This window comes from Chelativorans alearensis, assembly GCF_010993735.1.
Classification (GTDB): domain Bacteria; phylum Pseudomonadota; class Alphaproteobacteria; order Rhizobiales; family Rhizobiaceae; genus Chelativorans; species Chelativorans alearense.
The window spans coordinates 1-18,541 of the sequence record NZ_WQNI01000023.1 but is presented as its reverse complement, the minus strand read 5'-3'; the positions used below and the strand labels follow the sequence as shown (position 1 = coordinate 18,541).

Here is an 18,541-nt window from a genome sequence, read left to right as displayed (position 1 = left end):
TTCCTATACGAATTGCCGCTAGCCTGATCTCCAGGCGGGGGCAGGCAGTTGAATACAATCCGGCATTTCCTGAAATGGGTCGAGACGGCGAAGGTCTCCGAGCGGGCGGAGGCGGCGGCCGCGCTGGCGCGCGCCTATATCCAGAACGACCTTTCCTTCGACAACCGTATGGCGGCCGAGGCCGCCTTGACACTGCTTCTGGACGACCCGTCGGCCAAGGTGCGGCTGGCGCTTTCCGAAACGCTTTCGCTGAGCCGCCACGCGCCCGCCCAGGTGGTCGCCGCGCTTGCCGACGACCAGCCCGAGGTCGCCGCTCCCATCCTCGTGCGCTCGCCGCTTCTTTCCGATAGCGATCTCGTCGACCGCGCGGCGACGGGCGAAGCTGAAATTCAGCGTCTTCTGGCCTGCCGGCCGCAGGTCTCCATGGCGCTTTCGGCCGCGCTCGCCGAGGTCGGCACGGCCGAGGCCTGCACGGCGCTGGTGGAGAACGACGGCGCGGAGATCGCCGCCGTCAGCTTCCGCCGCATGATCGAGCGCCACGGCGGCAGCGCGGCCCTGCGCGCCGCCCTTGCCGCCGACCGGCGCCTGCCGCCCGATTGCCGGCATATGCTTGTCGTGCGGGTGGGCGAGGCGCTCTCGGCCGCCCCCCTGGTCCAGGCGCTGATGGGCGCCGCGCGCGCCGAAAAGCTGGCACGCGAAGCCTGCATCCGCGCCTCGATCACCCTCATCGACCGCACCGAACCCCGCGAACACGCCGCCCTGGTTGAACATCTGCGCCTGCGCGGCGACCTCACCTCGGGCTTCCTGGTGCGCACGGTGGCGCACGGCAAGGTGGATTTCTTCGGCGCCGCACTGGTCGCGCTGGCGGGCCAGAGCAGCCCCCGCGTGCAGGCGCTCCTGTCCCGCGCCCGCAGCACCGCGCTTACCGCTCTGCTTTCCGGCGCCGGCCTGAAGCCGGCCGCCCACGCACCGATCCTCACGGCGCTGCAGATCTGGCGCGAGGTGGCGGGCGGCAAGCGCACGGCAGGGCCGCAGGAGGTTTCCTGGCACATGCTGAAGGCGCTGGAAACGTCGATGGCGGGAACCGAAGCCGACCGCACCGCCCTTGCCACCCTCCTGAAGCGCATCCACCTCGACGTCCTGCGCGAAAACGCCCGCCTGCAAGCGCTTGCGCTGGCCGCGGCGTAGCACTGCGGTTCGGCCAAACGGAAATGGGTGCCCGCATTTCCGTTTTAGGCCTGAAAACAGAACCCTAAATATCCAGCTCTTCCACGAACTCCGCGTTATCCTGGATAAAGCGGAAGCGTGCCTCGGGCTTCGTTCCCATCAGCGCGTCGATGGCCATCTTCGTCGCCTCCACGCTGTCCAGCACGTCGATGCGCAGCAGCATGCGCAAGGCGGGGTCCATGGTGGTGTCCTTGAGCTGCTTCGGCATCATCTCGCCCAGCCCCTTGAAGCGGCCGATCTCCACCTTGCCGCGGCCGGTGAACTCTTCGCGCAGCAGCTCCTCCTTGTGCGCGTCGTCGCGTGCATACATGGTCTTGCCGCCCTGGCTGATCTTGTAGAGCGGCGGCACGGCCAGGAACAGGTGCCCCCCCTCGATGAGCTGGGGCATCTCCTGATAGAAGAAGGTGATCAGAAGCGAGGCGATGTGGGCGCCGTCGACGTCCGCGTCGGTCATGATGATGACGCGCTCGTAGCGCAGGTCGTCCTCGCGGTATTTCGAGCGCGTGCCGCAGCCGAGCGCCTGGATGAGGTCGGAAATCTGCTGGTTGGCGGCAAGCTTGCCATGGCCGGCGCTGGCCACGTTCAGGATCTTGCCGCGCAGCGGCAGCACGGCCTGGGTGGCACGGTTGCGCGCCTGCTTGGCCGACCCGCCGGCCGAATCGCCCTCGACGATGAAGATCTCGGCGCCCGCTGCCGCGCCCACCGTGCAATCGGCGAGCTTGCCGGGCAGGCGCAGCTTGCGCACCGCGCTCTTGCGGCTCACCTCGCGCTCCTGCCGGCGCTTGAGGCGCTCGTCGGCCCGCGCGATCACCCAGTCGAGCAGCTTGGAGGCTTCCTGCGGGTTGTCGGCCAGCCAATGGTCGAAGGGGTCGCGCACCGCGTTCTCGACCATGCGCATGGCGGCGGCCGTGGCCAGCTTGTCCTTGGTCTGGCCGACGAATTCCGGCTCGCGCACGAAGACCGACAGCATGCCGGCGGCCGAGATCATCACGTCCTCGGCGGTGACGATCGAAGCGCGCTTGTTGCCGGTGAGCTCGGCATAGCCGCGCAGGCCCTTCAGGAGAGCGGAGCGGAAGCCCAGTTCGTGCGTGCCGCCCTCGGGCGTCGGAATGGTGTTGCAGTAGGAGTTCAGGAAGGCGTCGCCCCCATACCAGGTGACGGCCCATTCCACCGCCCCATGCCCGCCCCGCTTCTCGCTGCGTCCGGAAAAGGCTTCGCGCGTGACCTGGAACTCGCCGTCGAGCGAGGCGGCAAGAAAGTCCTTGAGCCCGCCGGGGAAGTGGAAGCTGGCCTTTTCCGGTGTCTCGTCCTTCTCGCCCAGCAGGGAAGGGGCGCAGACCCAGCGGATTTCCACGCCGCCGAAGAGATAGGCCTTGGAGCGGGCCATGCGGTAGAGACGGGCGGGCTGGAACTTCGCGCCGGCCCCGAAAATCTGCTCGTCCGGCTTGAAGCGCACGCGTGTGCCACGCCGGTTGGGCGCCTCTCCAAGCGCCTCCAGCTTGCCTAGCGGTGCCCCGCGCGAAAAGCGCTGGCGATAAAGCTTGCGGCCTCGCGCCACCTCCACCTCCAGCGTCTCGGAGAGCGCGTTGACCACCGATACGCCGACGCCGTGCAGGCCGCCCGAGGTCTCGTAGACCTTGGAATCGAATTTGCCGCCGGCATGCAGCGTCGTCATGATGACTTCGAGCGCCGACTTGTCCTTGAACTTCGGATGCGGGTCGACGGGGATGCCGCGGCCGTTATCGGTGACGGTGAGGAAGCCGTCGGCGCCCACCTCCACCTCGATGAAAGTGGCGTGGCCGGCCACCGCCTCGTCCATGGAGTTGTCGATGACCTCGGCGAAGAGGTGATGCAGCGCCTTGTCGTCCGTGCCGCCGATATACATGCCCGGCCGCCTGCGCACCGGCTCCAGCCCCTCCAGAACCTCGATATCGGCCGCGTTGTAGCCTTCGCCGGTGTCCCGCGGCGCGGCCGCGCGCGGCGCCCTGCGTTGCGCCGCCGCCGGCGCTTCCGGCTGCTTCACGCGTTCGGCGTTCGAGGTGAGCCCGGCAAAAAGATCGTTGGTATCGTCCATTCGGTATGTACTTTCCTGACCCAGCGAATCACCGCCGATCTTGCCACGGATTTCATGGCGAAGCGAAGGCCGTTCCGGTTCCGTTCGATAAGAGGAGGGCCGATCAGGCCGCATGCGCGTGAATGTCGAACTCGACATGGATCGTGTCATAGGGGAAGACGACGCCGTCTTCAACGCGCTCGACGATGCCGGCTTGGATCAGGGCGGTGAGGTCGGTATGCACCGCCTTGAAATCCCGCCGCACCAGGCGGGCGACCGCGCGATGGGTGAGTACCCCCTTGCCGGCCATGGCGCGCACGATCTCGAGGCGCTTCGGCGCAAGCACGCGGTGAAGAGTTTCATAGCTCGTGAAGCTGAGGCCTGCCGAAGGTTCGGCCTTACCGCTCTGCATGGCGCGGGCAACCGCCGCCGCGGTGGACTCCAAGCTTTCGATGCGGACGGTCAATGTGTTCATGTCTTCAGTCTCTCCACATCGTCCAGAAAATCTTTCACCAACCTGTCGAAGCTAGTGAAAGTGTAGGGAAGTTCCTGCGCGCCGATATGCCTGTGATCTCCCTTGCCGGCCTCATTATCGTAGCGGAGGATGCAGGCGCCCTCCACAACGTAAGCAAAGCGGTACTTGTAATCGTGCCGGCTGCCTCTCAACGGTGTGGGCACCTTCCATGCAACCATCTCGATGAAGGATGCATCCGACATCACAAGGCGACGGTTGACCACGGGTTTCGCGCGCATGATGGAATGAATACCATCACCGGGAAGTGATGTAAATCGCTACATCATTCCTTCACCGGCCAGGCTGACGCGCAGCGGCACTCAACCAGTCGAAAAGCGGCCTCAGACGGACGAAAGCGTCGAAGCAGCGGTCCATAAAACCGTTTTCGCAGGCCTCGCGTGGGTTGGCGAAGTCCATCCAGCCGGTCAGCGATTTGCGGCGCAGGAGATCCGCGCGAGGATGGTCGGCGGCATAGGGCTGCGGCACGCGTTTCAACTCCGGCTTGCTGACCCGGACGTCGGCCGGCAGATTCCCGATCAACCGCGCAAGCCTCTCCCCGTCCTTTCCCGCCACGCGGGCGCGAAAGGCGTCGAGGTCGCCTTTGTGAAGCTCGAACACGCCGGTTCCCGCCGTCAGCCGCTCCGGCTCCAGGCCGAAATACCATCCGGGCTGCGATGTACTGCCTGTTTCAGCCGTGAAGGAGATGTGCAAATGCGCGTTGTAGGGCGTTTTGTCCCTGGAGAAGCGCACGTCCCTGTGGATACGGAAGATCTTCGGGCGGTGCGGCAGTCCGGTCATCTCCTCCAGCCGTCCGGTCACGGCACGGCAGAAGTCCTCGGCGGGAGCCTTCACCGCGCGCTCGTAGACGGCCTTGTTCTCGGCAAACCAGTCACGATCGTTGTTGGCGCGCAAGGCGGTCAGGAAATCCAGCGCCTCTCCCGGAAAATGCGAGAATCCACCTCCATCCATCTCCACGCCCCCGCCTTACTTCGCCGGCAGGGTGCCGACGAAACCGAGCGCCAGCGAAACCCACGCCTTCAGCGCATAATCGTCGCAAGCCTCCGCGTCGACGAAGATGAAGCCGCTCATGCGCTTTCCGCCCATCTCCATCGGCTGCGCGCCGGGGCGGGCAAGGGCGGTCGCCTGGTTGTCCTTGCCGACGCGAAACATGAAGCGGCCTTCGCCCGCCTTGGTGTGGTCGGCACCGCCGATCATGTTGCCGTCGAGCATGAAGCAGATGCCGCCCATCATGCGTTTTTCCGAGAGCCCTTGCAGGCCTTCCAACGCGCCGCGCATGCGGGCGGCAAGCTGTTCGTCATAGGCCATGGGACCCACTCCTTCTAAAAAGCGGATCGGGCGCCATATTCGAAACGCCGTCAACGGGATGCGCCCGGCCAGCCATCGTGCCATGGCCGGCCGTGACCTGCATAGACGGCTGCTGCAGGCTCCTGCCATTTCTCCTGACGCGAAAGGCCTCAGCTCGCCAGCGCCTCCATGGGCGGGCAGGCGCACACCAGGTTGCGGTCGCCGGCCACGTTGTCGACACGGCTGACGGGCGGCCAGTACTTGGACGCTGCGTCCATGCCGCCCGAGGGGAACGCGGCTTCCGCGCGCGAATAGGGATGCGTCCAGCGATCCGCCATCAATTCCCTTGCCGTGTGCGGGGCGTTGACGAGCGGGTTGTCCTCCTTCGGCCATTCGCCCTTTTCCACGCGGGCCGCTTCCCTGGCGATGGCGATCATCGCCTCGCAGAAGCGGTCGAGCTCGCTCTTGGGTTCCGATTCCGTCGGCTCCACCATCAGCGTGCCTGCCACCGGCCACGACATGGTGGGCGCGTGGAAGCCGTAATCGATGAGGCGCTTGGCGATATCCTCGACCGTGATGCCGGCGCGCTCCTTCAGGACGCGCGTATCGAGGATGCATTCATGCGCCACGCGGCCGTTGCGGCCCTTGTAGAGCACGGGGTAGTGCGCCTTCAGCCGCTCTGCCACGTAGTTGGCGGCAAGGATCGCCATATCCGTCGCCCGCTTCAGCCCGTCGGCGCCCATCATGCGGATATACATCCAGGTGATCGGCAGGATCGAGGCGCTGCCGAAGGGCGCGGCCGCCACCGCGTTTCCGGTGCCCAGCGCCGCGTGCCCCGGCAGGTAGGGCCGCAGATGCGCCTTCACGCCGATGGGGCCGATGCCCGGGCCGCCGCCGCCGTGCGGGATGCAGAAGGTCTTGTGCAGGTTCATGTGGCAGACGTCGGCACCCAGATCCCCCGGCCTTGCAAGGCCCACCAGCGCGTTGAGGTTGGCCCCGTCGAGATAGACCTGCCCGCCATGCTCATGGACCAGCGCACACATGTCGCGCACGCCTTCCTCGAACACGCCATGGGTGGAGGGGTAGGTGATCATCAGCGCGGCCAGCTTTTCGGCGTGCTCTTGCGCCTTGGCCTTCAGATCCTCCACGTCGATGTCGCCGTTCTCCGTGCAGCGCACGACGACGACCCGCATGCCGGCCATCGAGGCGGAAGCCGGGTTGGTGCCATGGGCGGAGGAGGGGATGAGGCAGACGTCGCGCCCCCCTTCGCCCCGTTCGCCATGGTAGCGGCGGATGGCCAGGAGCCCGGCATATTCGCCCTGGCTGCCGGCGTTGGGCTGCAGCGAGACGGCGTCGAAGCCGGTGATCTCGCCAAGCCAGCCTTCCAGTTCCCCGATCATGCGCCGGTAGCCCGCGGTAAGGCTCTCGGGCGCAAAGGGGTGCAGCCCCGCCACCTCCGGCCAGCTCACCGGCATCATCTCGGCGGCCGCGTTCAGCTTCATGGTGCAGGAGCCGAGCGGGATCATCGCCCGGTCGAGCGCCAGGTCCTTGTCGGCCAGCCGCCGCAGGAAGCGCATCATCTGCGTTTCCGAGCGGTTCTCGTGGAAAACCGGCTGCGTGAGAAACGTCTTGCCGCGCGGCGCGGCAGGCGCGATGGCCTCCGCCTTATCTGCTACGGACGCGCCGAAGAGCGCGGCAACCGCCTTGAGATCGGCCTCGGTCGAGGTCTCGTCGAAGGTGATGCCCAGCCGGTCCGCGTCGATCACCCGCAGCAGCCGGCCGCCTTTCTCCGCCTCCGCCGCGATCGCCTCGGCCTTGCCCTTTGCGGTAACCGTTACGGTGTCGAAAACCCTTTCACCTGAAACCATTACGTCGGATGCTTTGAGCCCGGCATGAAGCCGCGAAGCCAGGCCGTGGACATGCCCTGCCACCGCCTTCAGCCCCTCCGGTCCATGCCAGATGGCATAGGCCGCCGCCATGTTGGCGAGAAGCGCCTGCGCGGTGCAGATGTTGGAGGTCGCCTTGTCGCGGCGGATGTGCTGCTCACGCGTCTGCAGGGCCAGCCGGTAGCCGGGGCGCCCGTGGGCGTCCGTCGACTGGCCGACCAACCGCCCCGGCATCAGCCGCGTCAGCCGGTCGGAGACGGCGCAATAGGCCGCGTGCGGCCCGCCGAAACCCATCGGAACGCCGAAGCGCTGCATGGAGCCGACGGCGATCTCGGCACCGAGTGCCGCCGGCGTATCGCTCATGACGAGGCCCAGCGGATCGGCGACGAAGACGACGATGACGTCCTTCTCCCTGGCCTCGGCGATGATGGCCGAATGGTCCTCATAGACGCCGTAGGTGTCCGCCCACGGCACGATCAGCGCTGAGGTTTCCTCGTCCACCGTGCCGTTGCCGATCTCAAGGCCGAGCGGCTCGGCTCGGGTTTCCACCACGTCGCGGGTCTGCGGGTTGAGCGCCCCGGCGATCGAGACCTTGTTGCGCTTGCCGCGGTGGTGGCGCCAGGCGATGCCGACGGCCTCGGCCACGGCGGAAGCCTCGTCGAGCAGCGAAGCCGAGGCGACCGGCAGGCCCGTCAGCTCCGTCACCAGCGTCTGGAAGTGGAACAGCATCTCCAGCCGCCCCTGGCTGATCTCCGACTGGTAGGGCGTGTAGGCGGTATACCAGGCGGGGTTCTCGAACATGTTGCGCTGGATGACGGGCGGCACGTGACAGCCGTGATAGCCGGTGCCGATGAAGCTCTTCAGCACCCTGTTCTCGCGCATATGCGCGGAAAGCTCGGCCAGCGCCTCGGCCTCGCTCGCCGCACCCGGCAGGGCGAGCGGCCGGTCGAGGCGGATCGACTTCGGCACCGCCTGGGCAATCAGTGTCGCCACGGAAGGCACGCCGAGGGCGGCCAGCATGGACTTCGTCTCGTCCTCGCGCGGGCCGATGTGGCGGGCAAAGAAAGGTTGTATCATCTCGGACATATATGTTCCTAAGAGCGAGATCCGAAAAGTGGGAACCGGTTTTCGGAAAAATCGAGCGCAAAAACAAAAGGATAGAGCGGTGATCGTGGCTCTTGAATCACCCTCATCGCTCTAGGCCACGCTTTTCTTGTAGGCGGCCTCGTCCATCAGGCCGTCGAGCTGGCTTTCGTCGGAAAGCGTCATCTTCCACAGCCAGCCGTCGCCCATCGGCGCGGTGTTGACGAGGGAGGGATCGCTGGAAAGCGCCTCGTTGACCTCCGCCACCTCGCCATCGGCGGGCGCGTAGACGTCCGAAGCGGCCTTCACCGATTCGACCACCACCGCCGTCTCGCCCTTGGCAAGCGCCTTGCCCGCCTCCGGCAGTTCCACGAACACCAGGTCGCCAAGCTGCTCCTGTGCGTAAGGCGTGATGCCGACCGTGGCCGTGCCGCCCTCGACGCGGATCCATTCGTGGTCTTCGGTGAAATAGGTCTTGCTCATACCTGTTATCCTTTGCGGTAGCGATGCGGCGTGAAGGGCAGGGGATGGACGTGAACAGGCACGCGGTTTCCGCGCACCTCGGCAAGAAGCGGTGTCCCGGCATCGGTGAGGGCCGTTGCCACATAGCCCATGGCGACGGGATGGCCGGCCGAGGGGCCGAAACCGCCGGACGTCACGCGGCCGACAGTTCTCCCTTCCTCGTTCATAAGCGGCACGCCGGAGCGTACGGGTTGGCGCCCCTCGGGCTTCAGCCCGACGCGCCTTTCCTTCGCGCCCTCGGCGATGATGCGGCGCAGGGCGTCGGCGCCGATAAAGCCGCCTTCCTCGCGCAGGCGCTTCGGGATCGCCCACAGGATCGCCGCGCTCGCCGGGTCTGTCGTCTCGTCGATGTCCTGTCCGTGAAGGCAGAGCCCGGCTTCCAGCCGCAGGCTGTCGCGCGCCGCAAGGCCGATCCATTGGGCGCGCTCGTCGGCGAGGATCTTTTCGGCAAAGGCCTGCGCCTCCCCGAGCGGCAGCGCGATCTCGAACCCGTCCTCGCCCGTATAGCCCGAACGGGTGGCGAACCAGTCCTGGCGCGGCTCGGCGGCGGTCATGAAGGTGAGGTCGCTCAAATCCAGCCCCGCACCGATGAGAACGCCCTCCGCCTCGGGCCCCTGCAGCGCCAGGAACACACGCTCGAGCGGCGTCACCGTCACATCGAAACCCTCGGCAACCGCGTTGAGATGCGCTTCGTCCTTCGCCGCGTTGCCGGCGTTCGCCACCACCATGAAGCGCTCGGCGTCAAGGCGGGTGACGATCAGGTCGTCGATGATGCCGGCCTCCTCGTTGAGGAGCACCGTGTATTTCGACTTGCCCTCGCCAAGCCCCGCCGCATCCAGCGGGCAGGCACGCGACAGGAAGGCGGCCGCCTCGGCGCCCTCGACCGCAAAAAGCTGCATGTGCGAGATGTCGAACAGCCCCGCCTTCTCCCGCGTGTGAAGGTGCTCCTTCATCACGCCCGTGGGATAGGTGAGCGGCATATGCCAGCCGGCAAAGGCGCCGAAGCGCGCTCCGGCTTCTTCATGCATCGCTTCAAGCGGCAGGTGCTTCTGGGTATCGCCGGCGCTCATCGTTCCTCCAAAGCTGCACGCATGCCGCTCGCGCGGCATGTCCGTGCCCCTCTGTCGGAAGCCTGAGAGACTCGCGCGGCCGGAACTCTGTCGGCAACGCTTACACCTTCGGCGCGGGGCGCATATGCCCCGACTTTCCAGAGTGTCTGACCCGTCTACGGTTCTTTATGCCTGAGAGATTTCGGGCGATTTCCCCTTCGGCGGCAGCAACGCGCTGCTCTCTCCCGCAGACTGGCAGGGCCATTGGCCCTCGACGACGCTATACCTAGCGCAAGCGTGGCGCCTTGTCACGTGCTGGGATCGGCGGCGTCAGCATAGCTGTGCAGAACAGAACTCTCTCGCCCGGCTGCGAACAGATTCTACCGATAAACATCCCGGCGATGCCCGATCTGCAGGACGAGCACCACGAGCCGATGATCTGGATATCGCAGATGATCCGGTAATCACCCACGTGATAGCGCCAGAAACTACCGAACTTGGAGCCCTGCATGGGACGCCCTAGTTGCCGCGGGTCATCGAGTTTACCGATCCGGTCACGCAGGAAATTGTGTATGCGCCTTGCCTCGGCCCGCCCTAGCTTCTTGAGTTGTCTCAGTGCCGCGTCATCGACCTCAATCGTCCAAGCCAAGCTCACGCTCCACTTCCTCGAGCGTGTAGGTTCGGCTTTCACCGCGTCTCAGGCGCTCCAGCGCCTGCTCGGCCAGATAGATATCTTCCATATCCTCTATATGCTGCTCGATGGCCTCGCGTATGTAGTAGGCCGCCGTGCGGCCCGTTCTTTCCGAAAGCGCCCGCAACCGTTCATAGGTTTCGTCGGGAAGCCTGACCGCTGTCTGCTTGCTCATCGTCGCCGCGTTGGCTGGGGATGCGTGTATCCCATATAAGTGCTTTCGGCCCCGGAATCCAATGCATTCAGCGGTTTCCGGCGAAACACCATGTCATTTCTCGGCCGCTGGGCCGGACAAAGCCCGCGTCAGGTCTTCCTCGATCTGCGTGATGACGCGGGCCGATTCGGCATGCAGGCGGCGCAGGCGCTTGAGATTCGCGGCAACCGCCTGCACCAGCTCCGACCGGCTCTCGTCCGCAGGCGAGGTGCCGATGCCGTGCAGGAGCCAGGAGAGGCTGACATTGAGGACGCCCGCCAGCATGGCCAGCCGGTTGGCGCGCGGTTGCGAACGGTCGGTCTCCCACGCCTGGATGGTCGACGTCTTCACGCCGAGGCGGCGGGCGAGTTCGGCCACCGTGAGGCCGGCGGCATCGCGAGCGCGCGACAGGCGCCCACCCATCGTGTCGAGGTCGCGGGTATCGGAATAGATATGTGCGGTGTCGGACACCGGGACGGTCCTCCTATTTGTGAACTGGATCATGCCGCAGGGGATGCGGGCGAGGAGGCTTCAAGCATGAAGGAGGCAGCCGGCGATAACAACCGGGCGCGGCAAATTCTTCCGCGAACATAAAAAGGCGATTTATATCAACAATATGCGCCTAGATCCTGAAGTCAGATGCACGACAATCACGCCGGTGCTCAACGTTTCAGCGCCCGCCGCACGGCCAGATCCAGCGCCTGCAGGAAGGCCGAGCGGTCCCTTGCCGTGAAGCCGGCATTATAGCCTTTGATCTCGCCCGCCTCGCGCAGATCCTGCTTCAGGTTGCGCATGGCAACGTCCATGCCGATGGTCTGCCGCGTGAAGGCGCGGCCCGTCGGTCCGAGCACCTGCAGGCCCTTCTCCACCAGCCGGGCGGCCAGCGGCACATCGGCGGTGATCCCGATATCGCCGGCGGCGGCGTTCTCAGTGATCCAGTCGTCCGCCGCGTCGGCCTTGCCCGGCACCACCACGTGGCGGACCATGGGGTCGCGCGAGGGGCGCAGGCCGCCATTGGAGACGAAGACCACGGCAACGCCGTGCCGCTCCGCCACACGCGCCACCTCCGCCTTCACCGGGCAGGCATCGGCATCGACATAGATTGCAGGCAATCCCGACCTCAAAAGAACACCACGCTTGGCCGAACGTTTTTCAGGAATCGCACAGCCGCGCAAGCCGCGCCACGGCCCACAGGCTTCGGCGAGCCATGCCTTGAGCCCTCCCGCACAACCTCATACAAGGAAAAGATTGCCGGGGGAAACGTCCGCATGTTCAAGAAGATACTGATCGCCAACCGGGGGGAGATCGCCTGCCGCGTCATGAGGACGGCGCAAAGGATGGGCCTCGCCACCGTTGCCGTCTATTCGGAGGCAGATGCCGACGCGGTGCACGTGGAGATGGCGGACGAGGCGGTGGCCATCGGCCCGGCGGCGGCCAGCCAAAGCTATCTCTCCACCGAGCGCATTCTCGCCGCCTGCTGTGAGACGGGGGCCGAAGCCGTGCATCCGGGCTACGGCTTCCTGTCGGAGAACGCCGATTTCTGCGAGACGCTGGAGGCGGCGGGGTTCGTCTTCATCGGCCCGAAGCCCAAGGCGATCCGCGCCATGGGCGACAAGATCACATCCAAGAAAATAGCCGCGGAGGCCGGCGTCTCCACGGTCCCCGGCTTCATGGGGCTGATCGAGGACGCCGACCACGCGGCGAAGATCGCCGCCGGCGTCGGCTACCCGGTGATGCTCAAGGCGTCTGCCGGCGGCGGCGGCAAGGGCATGCGCATCGCCTTTAACGAGCAGGAAGCGCGCGACGGCTTCGCGCGCGCCAGGTCGGAAGCCGCAAGCTCCTTCGGCGACGACCGCATCTTCATCGAAAAATTCATCGAGGAGCCGCGCCACATCGAGATCCAGGTCCTGGGCGATGCGTTCGGCCACTCAATCCATCTCGGCGAGCGCGAGTGCTCCATCCAGCGGCGCAACCAGAAGATCATCGAGGAGGCGCCGTCGCCCTTTCTCGACGAGGAGACGCGCCAGGCGATGGGCGCCGAGGCCGTGGCGTTGGCGAAGGCCGTCGACTACCAGGGCGCCGGCACCGTCGAGTTCATCGTCGACAAGGACCGCAATTTCTACTTCCTGGAGATGAACACGCGCCTCCAGGTCGAGCATCCGGTGACCGAGCTCGTCACCGGCATCGATCTCGTGGAGGAGATGATCCGCATCGCCGCCGGCGAAAAGCTGCGTATCGCGCAAGGCGAGGTGAAGCTCAACGGCTGGGCCGTCGAAAGCCGGCTCTACGCGGAAGACCCGGTGCGCAACTTCCTGCCCTCCATCGGCCGCCTCGCGCGCTACCGCCCGCCTGAGGGGGAGCGGCGGGGCGATATCGTCGTGCGCAACGACACGGGCGTCGCCGAAGGCCTGGAGATCTCCATGTTCTACGACCCGATGATCGCCAAGCTCGTCACATGGGCGCCGGACCGGCTGGCCGCGATCGACGCCATGTCCGACGCGCTCGACCGCTTCGTGATCGACGGGATCGAGCACAACATCCCGTTTCTCGCCGCCATCATGCGCCATCCGCGCTGGCGCGAGGGGCGGCTTTCCACCGGCTTCATCGCCGAGGAATATCCGCAAGGCTTCGCGCCGCCCCCGCCGTCGAAGGACGAGCGCGCGGTCCTGTGTGCGGTCGCGCTGGCGGTGGAGCTCCTGCGCCGCGACCGGCTAGACCGGCTGCCCGGCCGCTTCCGCCCCCATTCCGGCCCCCACTCCGAGAAGGCCAGGCGCGAGTGGATGGTGCGGCTTGGTGTGGGCGACTATGTGCCCGTTGCCATTGCGGAAGGCGCCATCGCCGTCCCGACGGCGCTGAAGGTGAGTATCGGGGAGGGGGCAATCCTCGATGTCCTCTCCTCCTGGCGGCCGGGCGAGCCCATCTGGCGCGGCAGCATCGGTGGACGCGAGGTTGCCGTCCAGGTGCGTCCGGTGCGGGGTGGCGTCCGGCTTTCCTGGCAGGGCGTGGCGGCCACAGTGCATGTCATGCCGCCGCGCATTGCCGAGCTCGACCGTCTGATGCCCGTGCGCAAGGCGCCCGACACCTCGAAAATGCTTCTTTGCCCGATGCCCGGCCTCGTCGTCTCCATCGCCGTCAGCGAGGGCCAGGAGGTGAAGGCGGGGGAGATCCTGGCCGTCGTCGAGGCGATGAAGATGGAAAACGTGCTGCGCGCCGAGCGCGACTGCACCGTCGCCTCGGTCAACGCCGCCCCCGGCGACAGCCTCGCCGTCGATGCCGTCATCATGGAGTTTGCCTGACATGGAATCCCGACAAGAACGCCCGGCGGTCCTGTTCGACCTCGACGGGACGCTGACGGACCCGTTCGTCGGCATCACCGGCTCTCTGCGCCACGTGATGGAGAAGATGGGCCGCACCGCCCCCGCCGCCGAGGACCTGCGCGCCTGCATCGGCCCGCCCATCCAGGACACCTTCGCAAGGCTCCTTGAGACCGCCGACGAAGCTCTCGTATGGGAGGCCGTCGGCCACTACCGGCAGCGCTACGGCGAAGTCGGCAAGTTCGAGAACGAGGTCATCCCCGGCATTCCCGATGCGCTGGCGCGCTGCGTGGACGCCGGCTTCTTCCTCTCCGTCGCCACCTCCAAGGTGGAAACCTACACCGGCGACATCCTCGCCCACTTCGATCTCGCCCGCTTCTTCGACGCCGTGCACGGCTCCGCCCTCGACGGCACCAATTCCAACAAGGCCGACCTGATCCGCCACATCCTCGATGTCGAGCCGGTCGACCCCACCCGCACCGTCATGATCGGCGACCGCTCCCACGACATCGTCGGCGCAAAGGCCAACGCCCTCCCGGCGATCGGCGTCCTGTGGGGCTTCGGCGAACGCACCGAGCTGACGGACGCCGGCGCCGCCGAGATCGTCACGCACCCACGGGAGCTGCCCCGCGCAATAGGCAGCCTCCTTACGCCGCTTCCGGCGTGAAAACCCGTGCGCATGGCACGGCCGCCCTTTACCGGGCGGGTGTGTTGCTGAACAATACCGCCTGCGAATCCTCCAACGTGAATGCGGTAAAAAATGGCAACCGACAGGCGACAGCGCGACCCGATCCTGCTGGAGGCGGAGCGTGAGAAGAGGCGGCCGGCGCGTCCGTTCATCCATCTGCGCGTGCATTCGGCCTATTCGCTGCTCGAAGGCGCCCTGCCGCTGGGCAAGATCATCGGCCATGCCGTCTACGACGAGGCGCCGGCCATCGCCGTCACCGACACCAACAACCTCTTCGGCGCCCTGGAGTTCGCCCAGAAGGCGGTGAAGGAGGGCGTGCAGCCGATCGTCGGCTGCCAGCTCGCCGTCGCCTTCGAGGATGCGCTCAGCGAGGCGCGGCGCGCGAACGGCCGCAAGGCCGTCGCCGAATACGAGCCGCTGGTGCTGATCGCTGCGAACGAAACCGGCTACACGAACCTCGTCCGCCTCGTCAGCCGCGCCTATCTCGACAACGAGGCGGGCACCGCCGTCCATGTGGCCGCCGCATGGCTTGCCGAGCATAGCGACGGCATCATCTGCCTCACCGGCGGCCCGCGCGGCCCGGTGGGCGCGGCGTTCAAGGCCGAGCGCCCGGAGGTGGCCGAGGCGCGCCTTTCCTTCCTGAAGGAGACCTATGGCGACCGGCTCTATGTCGAGTTGGAGCGCCTCGAAGGCTACGACCGCGCGCTTGAAGCGGCGACCGTCGAACTCGCCTTTCGGCACGACCTGCCGCTGGTCGCCACCAACGAGGCCTTCTTCCCCGCGCGCGACGATTTCGAGGCCCACGACGCGCTGATCGCCATTGCCGAGGGCGCCGTCATCGCCATGGACGACCGCCGTCGCTTGACGCCCGACAATCACCTGAAGAGCCAGGCCGAGATGGCAAGGCTCTTCGCCGATCTGCCCGAAGCGGTCGACAACACGGTCGAGATCGCGCTGCGCTGCTCCTACTACCCGAAGACCCGCGACCCCATCCTGCCACGCTTCGCCGGCGGCGACACCGAGGATGCAGAGGCCGCGCTGAAGGCGGAGGCCGACGAGCTGCGCCGCCAGGCGCGCGAAGGCCTTAAGATGCGGCTCGCCACGCAAGGGCTGGCCGAAGGCCACGCCCGCGAGGAATATGTCGAGCGCCTGGAACACGAGCTCGGCATCATCGAGCGCATGAAGTATCCCGGCTACTTCCTCATCGTTGCCGACTTCATCAAGTGGGCCAAGGGGCAAGACATCCCCGTCGGCCCCGGCCGCGGTTCGGGCGCCGGCTCCCTCGTCGCCTACGCGCTCACCATCACCGACGTCGACCCGCTTCGCTTCTCCCTGCTCTTCGAGCGCTTCCTGAACCCCGACCGCGTGTCGATGCCCGACTTCGACATCGACTTCTGCCAGGACCGCCGCGACGAGGTGATCCGCTACGTGCAGGAGAAATACGGCCGCGACCAGGTGGCCCAGATCATCACCTTCGGAACGCTGCAGGCCCGTGCCGTCCTCCGCGACGTCGGTCGCGTCCTACAAATGCCCTACGGCCAGGTCGACCGCCTGTGCAAGATGGTGCCCTCCAACCCGGCCAACCCGACGCCGCTCGGCAAGGCCATCGAGGACGAGCCACGCTTCGCCGAGGAGGTGGAGAAGGAGCCGATCGTCGGCCAGTTGCTCGAGATCGCCCAAAAGCTCGAAGGCCTCTATCGCCACGCTTCCACCCACGCCGCCGGCATCGTCATCGGCGACCGGCCGCTCTGGGAGCTGGTGCCCATGTACCGCGACCCGCGCTCCGACATGCCGGTCACCCAGTTCAACATGAAGAAGGTCGAGGACGCGGGCCTCGTCAAGTTCGACTTCCTCGGCCTGAAGACGCTCACGGTGCTCGAAAAGGCGGTAAAGCTCATCCGCCGCCGCGGCATCGAGATCGACCTGTCGAAGATCCCGCTCGACGATGCGGAAACCTACGCCATGCTGTCGCGCGGCGAGACGGTCGGCGTCTTCCAGGTTGAAAGCGCGGGCATGCGCAAGGCGCTGATCGGCATGAAGCCCGACCGCATAGAGGACATCATCGCCCTGGTGGCGCTTTATCGCCCCGGCCCGATGGAGAACATCCCCACCTACAACGCCCGCAAGCACGGCGAGGAGGAGACCGCCTCCATCCACCCGAAGATCGACCACCTGGTGGCCGAGACGCAAGGCGTCATCGTCTACCAGGAGCAGGTGATGCAGATCGCCCAGGAGCTTTCCGGCTACTCCCTCGGCGAAGCCGACCTCCTGCGCCGCGCCATGGGCAAGAAGATCCGCTCGGAGATGGACCAGCAGCGCGTGCGCTTCGTCGAGGGCGCCGTCGAGCGCGGGCTGGAGAAGCCGCAGGCCGATTTCATCTTCGATCTTCTCGCCAAGTTCGCCGACTACGGCTTCAACAAGTCGCACGCCGCCGCCTACGCCATCGTCTCCTACCAGACGGCCTTTCTGAAGGCGCATTACCCCGTCGAGTTCCTGGCCGCGTCCATGACTTACGACATGGCCAACTCCGATAAGCTCAACGATTTCCGGCGCGACGCCATGCGCCTCGGCATCGAGGTGGTGCTTCCCTCGGTCTTGACCAGCTACCGCGATTTCGAGGTGGGCGAGAACCGCATCTACTATTCGCTTGCCGCCATCAAGGGCGTCGGCGACGCCGCCGTGGAGCACATCGCCCTGAAGCGTAACGAAAAACCCTTCGAAAGCCTCGAGGATTTCTGCGCCCGCGTCGATCCCCGCATCGTCGGCAAGCGCGTCCTGGAAAGCCTCATTTGCGCCGGCGCCTTCGACTGTTTCGGCCACGACCGCGCCGCGCTGTTCGCCGGCGTCGACCGTCTGATGGGCATGGCGGCGCGGGCGGCCGAGGACGCGGCGATGGGGCAGGGGGATATCTTCGGCCTCGCCGCGATGGAGCCGCAGAAGCTTCATCTGCCGGCCTGCGAGCCCTGGCTGCCGGCCGATAAGCTGCACCGCGAGTTCCAGGTGGTCGGCTGCTATCTCTCCGCCCATCCGCTGGACGACTATCTGCCGACGCTCGAGAAGATGCGGGTGCAGAGCTGGTCCGCCTTCCAGGCCGCCGTCAAGCACGGCGCCACCGCCGGCCGCCTCGCCGGCACGGTGACGACCAGGCAGGAGCGCAAGACCCGCACCGGCAACAAGATGGGCATCGTCCAGTTCTCCGACGCCACCGGCCAGTACGAGGCCGTGCTCTTCTCCGAAACCCTCCACCAGTACCGCGACCTCCTGGAGCCGGGCAGTTCGGTCGTCATCATGGTCTCCGCCGAGGACCGCCCGGAGGGCGTGAACCTGCGCATCCAGACCGTCCAGTCGCTGGAAGAAGAGGCAAGCCGCATGCAGAAGGCGCTGCGCGTCTACCTGCGCGACGCCGCCCCCCTCAGTGCCATCTCCTCGCAGCTCAAGGGCCGCGGCGAGGGCCAGGTAAGCCTCATCGTCATCAAGGAAGGCGGGCAGGGCGAGGTCGAGATCGGCCTGCCCGACCGCTACCGCATCTCCCCCCAACTCGCCGCCGCCATGCGCGCCGTGCCGGGGGTGGTGGACGTGGAGCTGGTCTGAGACCGGCGCGGGAGCGGCGGGAAATGTCCCGGCGGGTGTTGCATGCCTGTCAGCAATTGTCAGGAATGTTTTCCTATCTCCATTCACGCCCCTCCCGACCCGTGCGATAATCCCGCCTGAAGAAAGGAGAAGGCCATGGACGAGAGTGCGGCAATCGAGCAAGATCGCCTGGCGCTGAAGCGCATCGTCGCTTCGCTCGTGGCCATGGCCGGGCCGGCCGTGGGCCCTCATCCTGAGGCGCGGGCCGAGGGCGAGCCTCGAAAGACCCTGCCCCGCCATCTCTGGCGCGCCATCCTCAGCCTGCTGCGCCCGACGGAGGCCGCTGCGCGGCGGCTGGTCATCGCCGCCGCGCGCGGTCTCACCGTCTGTCTGCCGCCCCCGCGCAAACAGAGGCCCGTGAGCCCGGCGCCGCTCCTGCGCAGCCT

General features: G+C 66.5%; 16 protein-coding genes, 1 pseudogene and 1 riboswitch. Of the genes and pseudogenes, 5 read left to right on the top strand and 12 right to left on the bottom strand.

The features are described from left to right. Positions 1-48: 48 nt before the first annotated feature. Complete coding sequence (locus GPJ75_RS25730; RefSeq protein ID WP_163272809.1) at positions 49-1,188, top strand: DUF2336 domain-containing protein; 1,140 nt, start codon at positions 49-51, stop codon at positions 1,186-1,188. Between the two features lie 64 nt (positions 1,189-1,252). On the opposite strand, the gene parE is transcribed toward GPJ75_RS25730, so the two are convergent. The 12 genes from parE to GPJ75_RS25670 form a co-directional block, all read right to left on the bottom strand. After that, a complete protein-coding gene (parE, locus tag GPJ75_RS25725) occupies positions 1,253-3,301 on the bottom strand; it encodes a DNA topoisomerase IV subunit B (RefSeq protein WP_163272807.1) in 2,049 nt (682 codons plus the stop codon). A 103-nt stretch (positions 3,302-3,404) separates the two neighbouring features. Continuing rightward, a complete protein-coding gene (locus tag GPJ75_RS25720; protein WP_163272805.1) occupies positions 3,405-3,755 on the bottom strand; it encodes an HVO_A0114 family putative DNA-binding protein in 351 nt (116 codons plus the stop codon). Continuing rightward, on the bottom strand, positions 3,752-4,033 hold the full coding sequence (locus tag GPJ75_RS25715; RefSeq protein WP_163272803.1) for a toxin-antitoxin system TumE family protein: 282 nt from the start codon (positions 4,031-4,033) through the stop codon (positions 3,752-3,754). The genes GPJ75_RS25720 and GPJ75_RS25715 overlap by 4 nt, the downstream gene beginning before the upstream one ends. Before the next feature lie 52 nt (positions 4,034-4,085). Then, on the bottom strand, positions 4,086-4,763 hold the full coding sequence (locus tag GPJ75_RS25710; RefSeq protein WP_163272801.1) for a DUF2461 domain-containing protein: 678 nt from the start codon (positions 4,761-4,763) through the stop codon (positions 4,086-4,088). 15 nt (positions 4,764-4,778) lie between these two features. After that, positions 4,779-5,120, bottom strand: coding sequence for a TfoX/Sxy family protein (locus GPJ75_RS25705; RefSeq protein WP_163272799.1), 342 nt, complete (start codon positions 5,118-5,120; stop codon positions 4,779-4,781). Between the two features lie 149 nt (positions 5,121-5,269). Next, the gene (gcvP, locus tag GPJ75_RS25700) at positions 5,270-8,071 is read right to left on the bottom strand and encodes an aminomethyl-transferring glycine dehydrogenase (RefSeq protein ID WP_163272797.1); all 2,802 of its coding nucleotides are present in this window, start codon (positions 8,069-8,071) and stop codon (positions 5,270-5,272) included. Positions 8,072-8,182: 111 nt separating this feature from the next. Beyond that, positions 8,183-8,551 (bottom strand): glycine cleavage system protein GcvH, encoded by a 369-nt coding sequence (gcvH, locus tag GPJ75_RS25695; protein ID WP_163272795.1) that lies wholly within the window; start codon positions 8,549-8,551, stop codon positions 8,183-8,185. A gap of 5 nt (positions 8,552-8,556) precedes the next feature. Further along, complete coding sequence (gene gcvT / locus GPJ75_RS25690) at positions 8,557-9,660, bottom strand: glycine cleavage system aminomethyltransferase GcvT (RefSeq protein ID WP_163272792.1); 1,104 nt, start codon at positions 9,658-9,660, stop codon at positions 8,557-8,559. Positions 9,661-9,808: 148 nt separating this feature from the next. Next, positions 9,809-9,897: riboswitch (glycine riboswitch) on the bottom strand. Between the two features lie 28 nt (positions 9,898-9,925). Further along, on the bottom strand, positions 9,926-10,288 hold the full coding sequence (locus GPJ75_RS25685) for a type II toxin-antitoxin system RelE family toxin (RefSeq protein ID WP_343036406.1): 363 nt from the start codon (positions 10,286-10,288) through the stop codon (positions 9,926-9,928). Continuing rightward, positions 10,272-10,505 carry a type II toxin-antitoxin system RelB family antitoxin gene (gene relB / locus GPJ75_RS25680; protein ID WP_163272790.1) on the bottom strand — a complete coding sequence of 78 codons (234 nt, stop codon included), beginning with the start codon at positions 10,503-10,505 and terminating at the stop codon, positions 10,272-10,274. Before relB ends, GPJ75_RS25685 begins: the two co-directional genes overlap by 17 nt. A 93-nt stretch (positions 10,506-10,598) precedes the next feature. Further along, a complete protein-coding gene (locus GPJ75_RS25675; RefSeq protein WP_425483191.1) occupies positions 10,599-10,946 on the bottom strand; it encodes a helix-turn-helix domain-containing protein in 348 nt (115 codons plus the stop codon). Between the two features lie 239 nt (positions 10,947-11,185). Next, a complete protein-coding gene (locus GPJ75_RS25670) occupies positions 11,186-11,635 on the bottom strand; it encodes a YaiI/YqxD family protein (RefSeq protein WP_163272786.1) in 450 nt (149 codons plus the stop codon). A gap of 156 nt (positions 11,636-11,791) precedes the next feature. Between GPJ75_RS25670 and GPJ75_RS25665 the strand changes: the two genes are divergently transcribed. From GPJ75_RS25665 to GPJ75_RS25650, 4 genes and pseudogenes are all read left to right on the top strand, one after another. Next, positions 11,792-13,819: an acetyl-CoA carboxylase biotin carboxylase subunit gene (locus tag GPJ75_RS25665; protein WP_163272784.1), complete on the top strand. Its 2,028-nt coding sequence runs from the start codon at positions 11,792-11,794 to the stop codon at positions 13,817-13,819. Between the two features lies 1 nt (position 13,820). Next, positions 13,821-14,504: an HAD family hydrolase gene (locus tag GPJ75_RS25660; RefSeq protein ID WP_163272782.1), complete on the top strand. Its 684-nt coding sequence runs from the start codon at positions 13,821-13,823 to the stop codon at positions 14,502-14,504. A 93-nt stretch (positions 14,505-14,597) separates the two neighbouring features. Then, positions 14,598-18,116 (top strand): DNA polymerase III subunit alpha, encoded by a 3,519-nt coding sequence (dnaE, locus tag GPJ75_RS25655; protein WP_163272780.1) that lies wholly within the window; start codon positions 14,598-14,600, stop codon positions 18,114-18,116. Positions 18,117-18,251: 135 nt separating this feature from the next. Next, positions 18,252-18,541, top strand: a pseudogene (locus tag GPJ75_RS25650) (hypothetical protein); the annotation flags it as partial.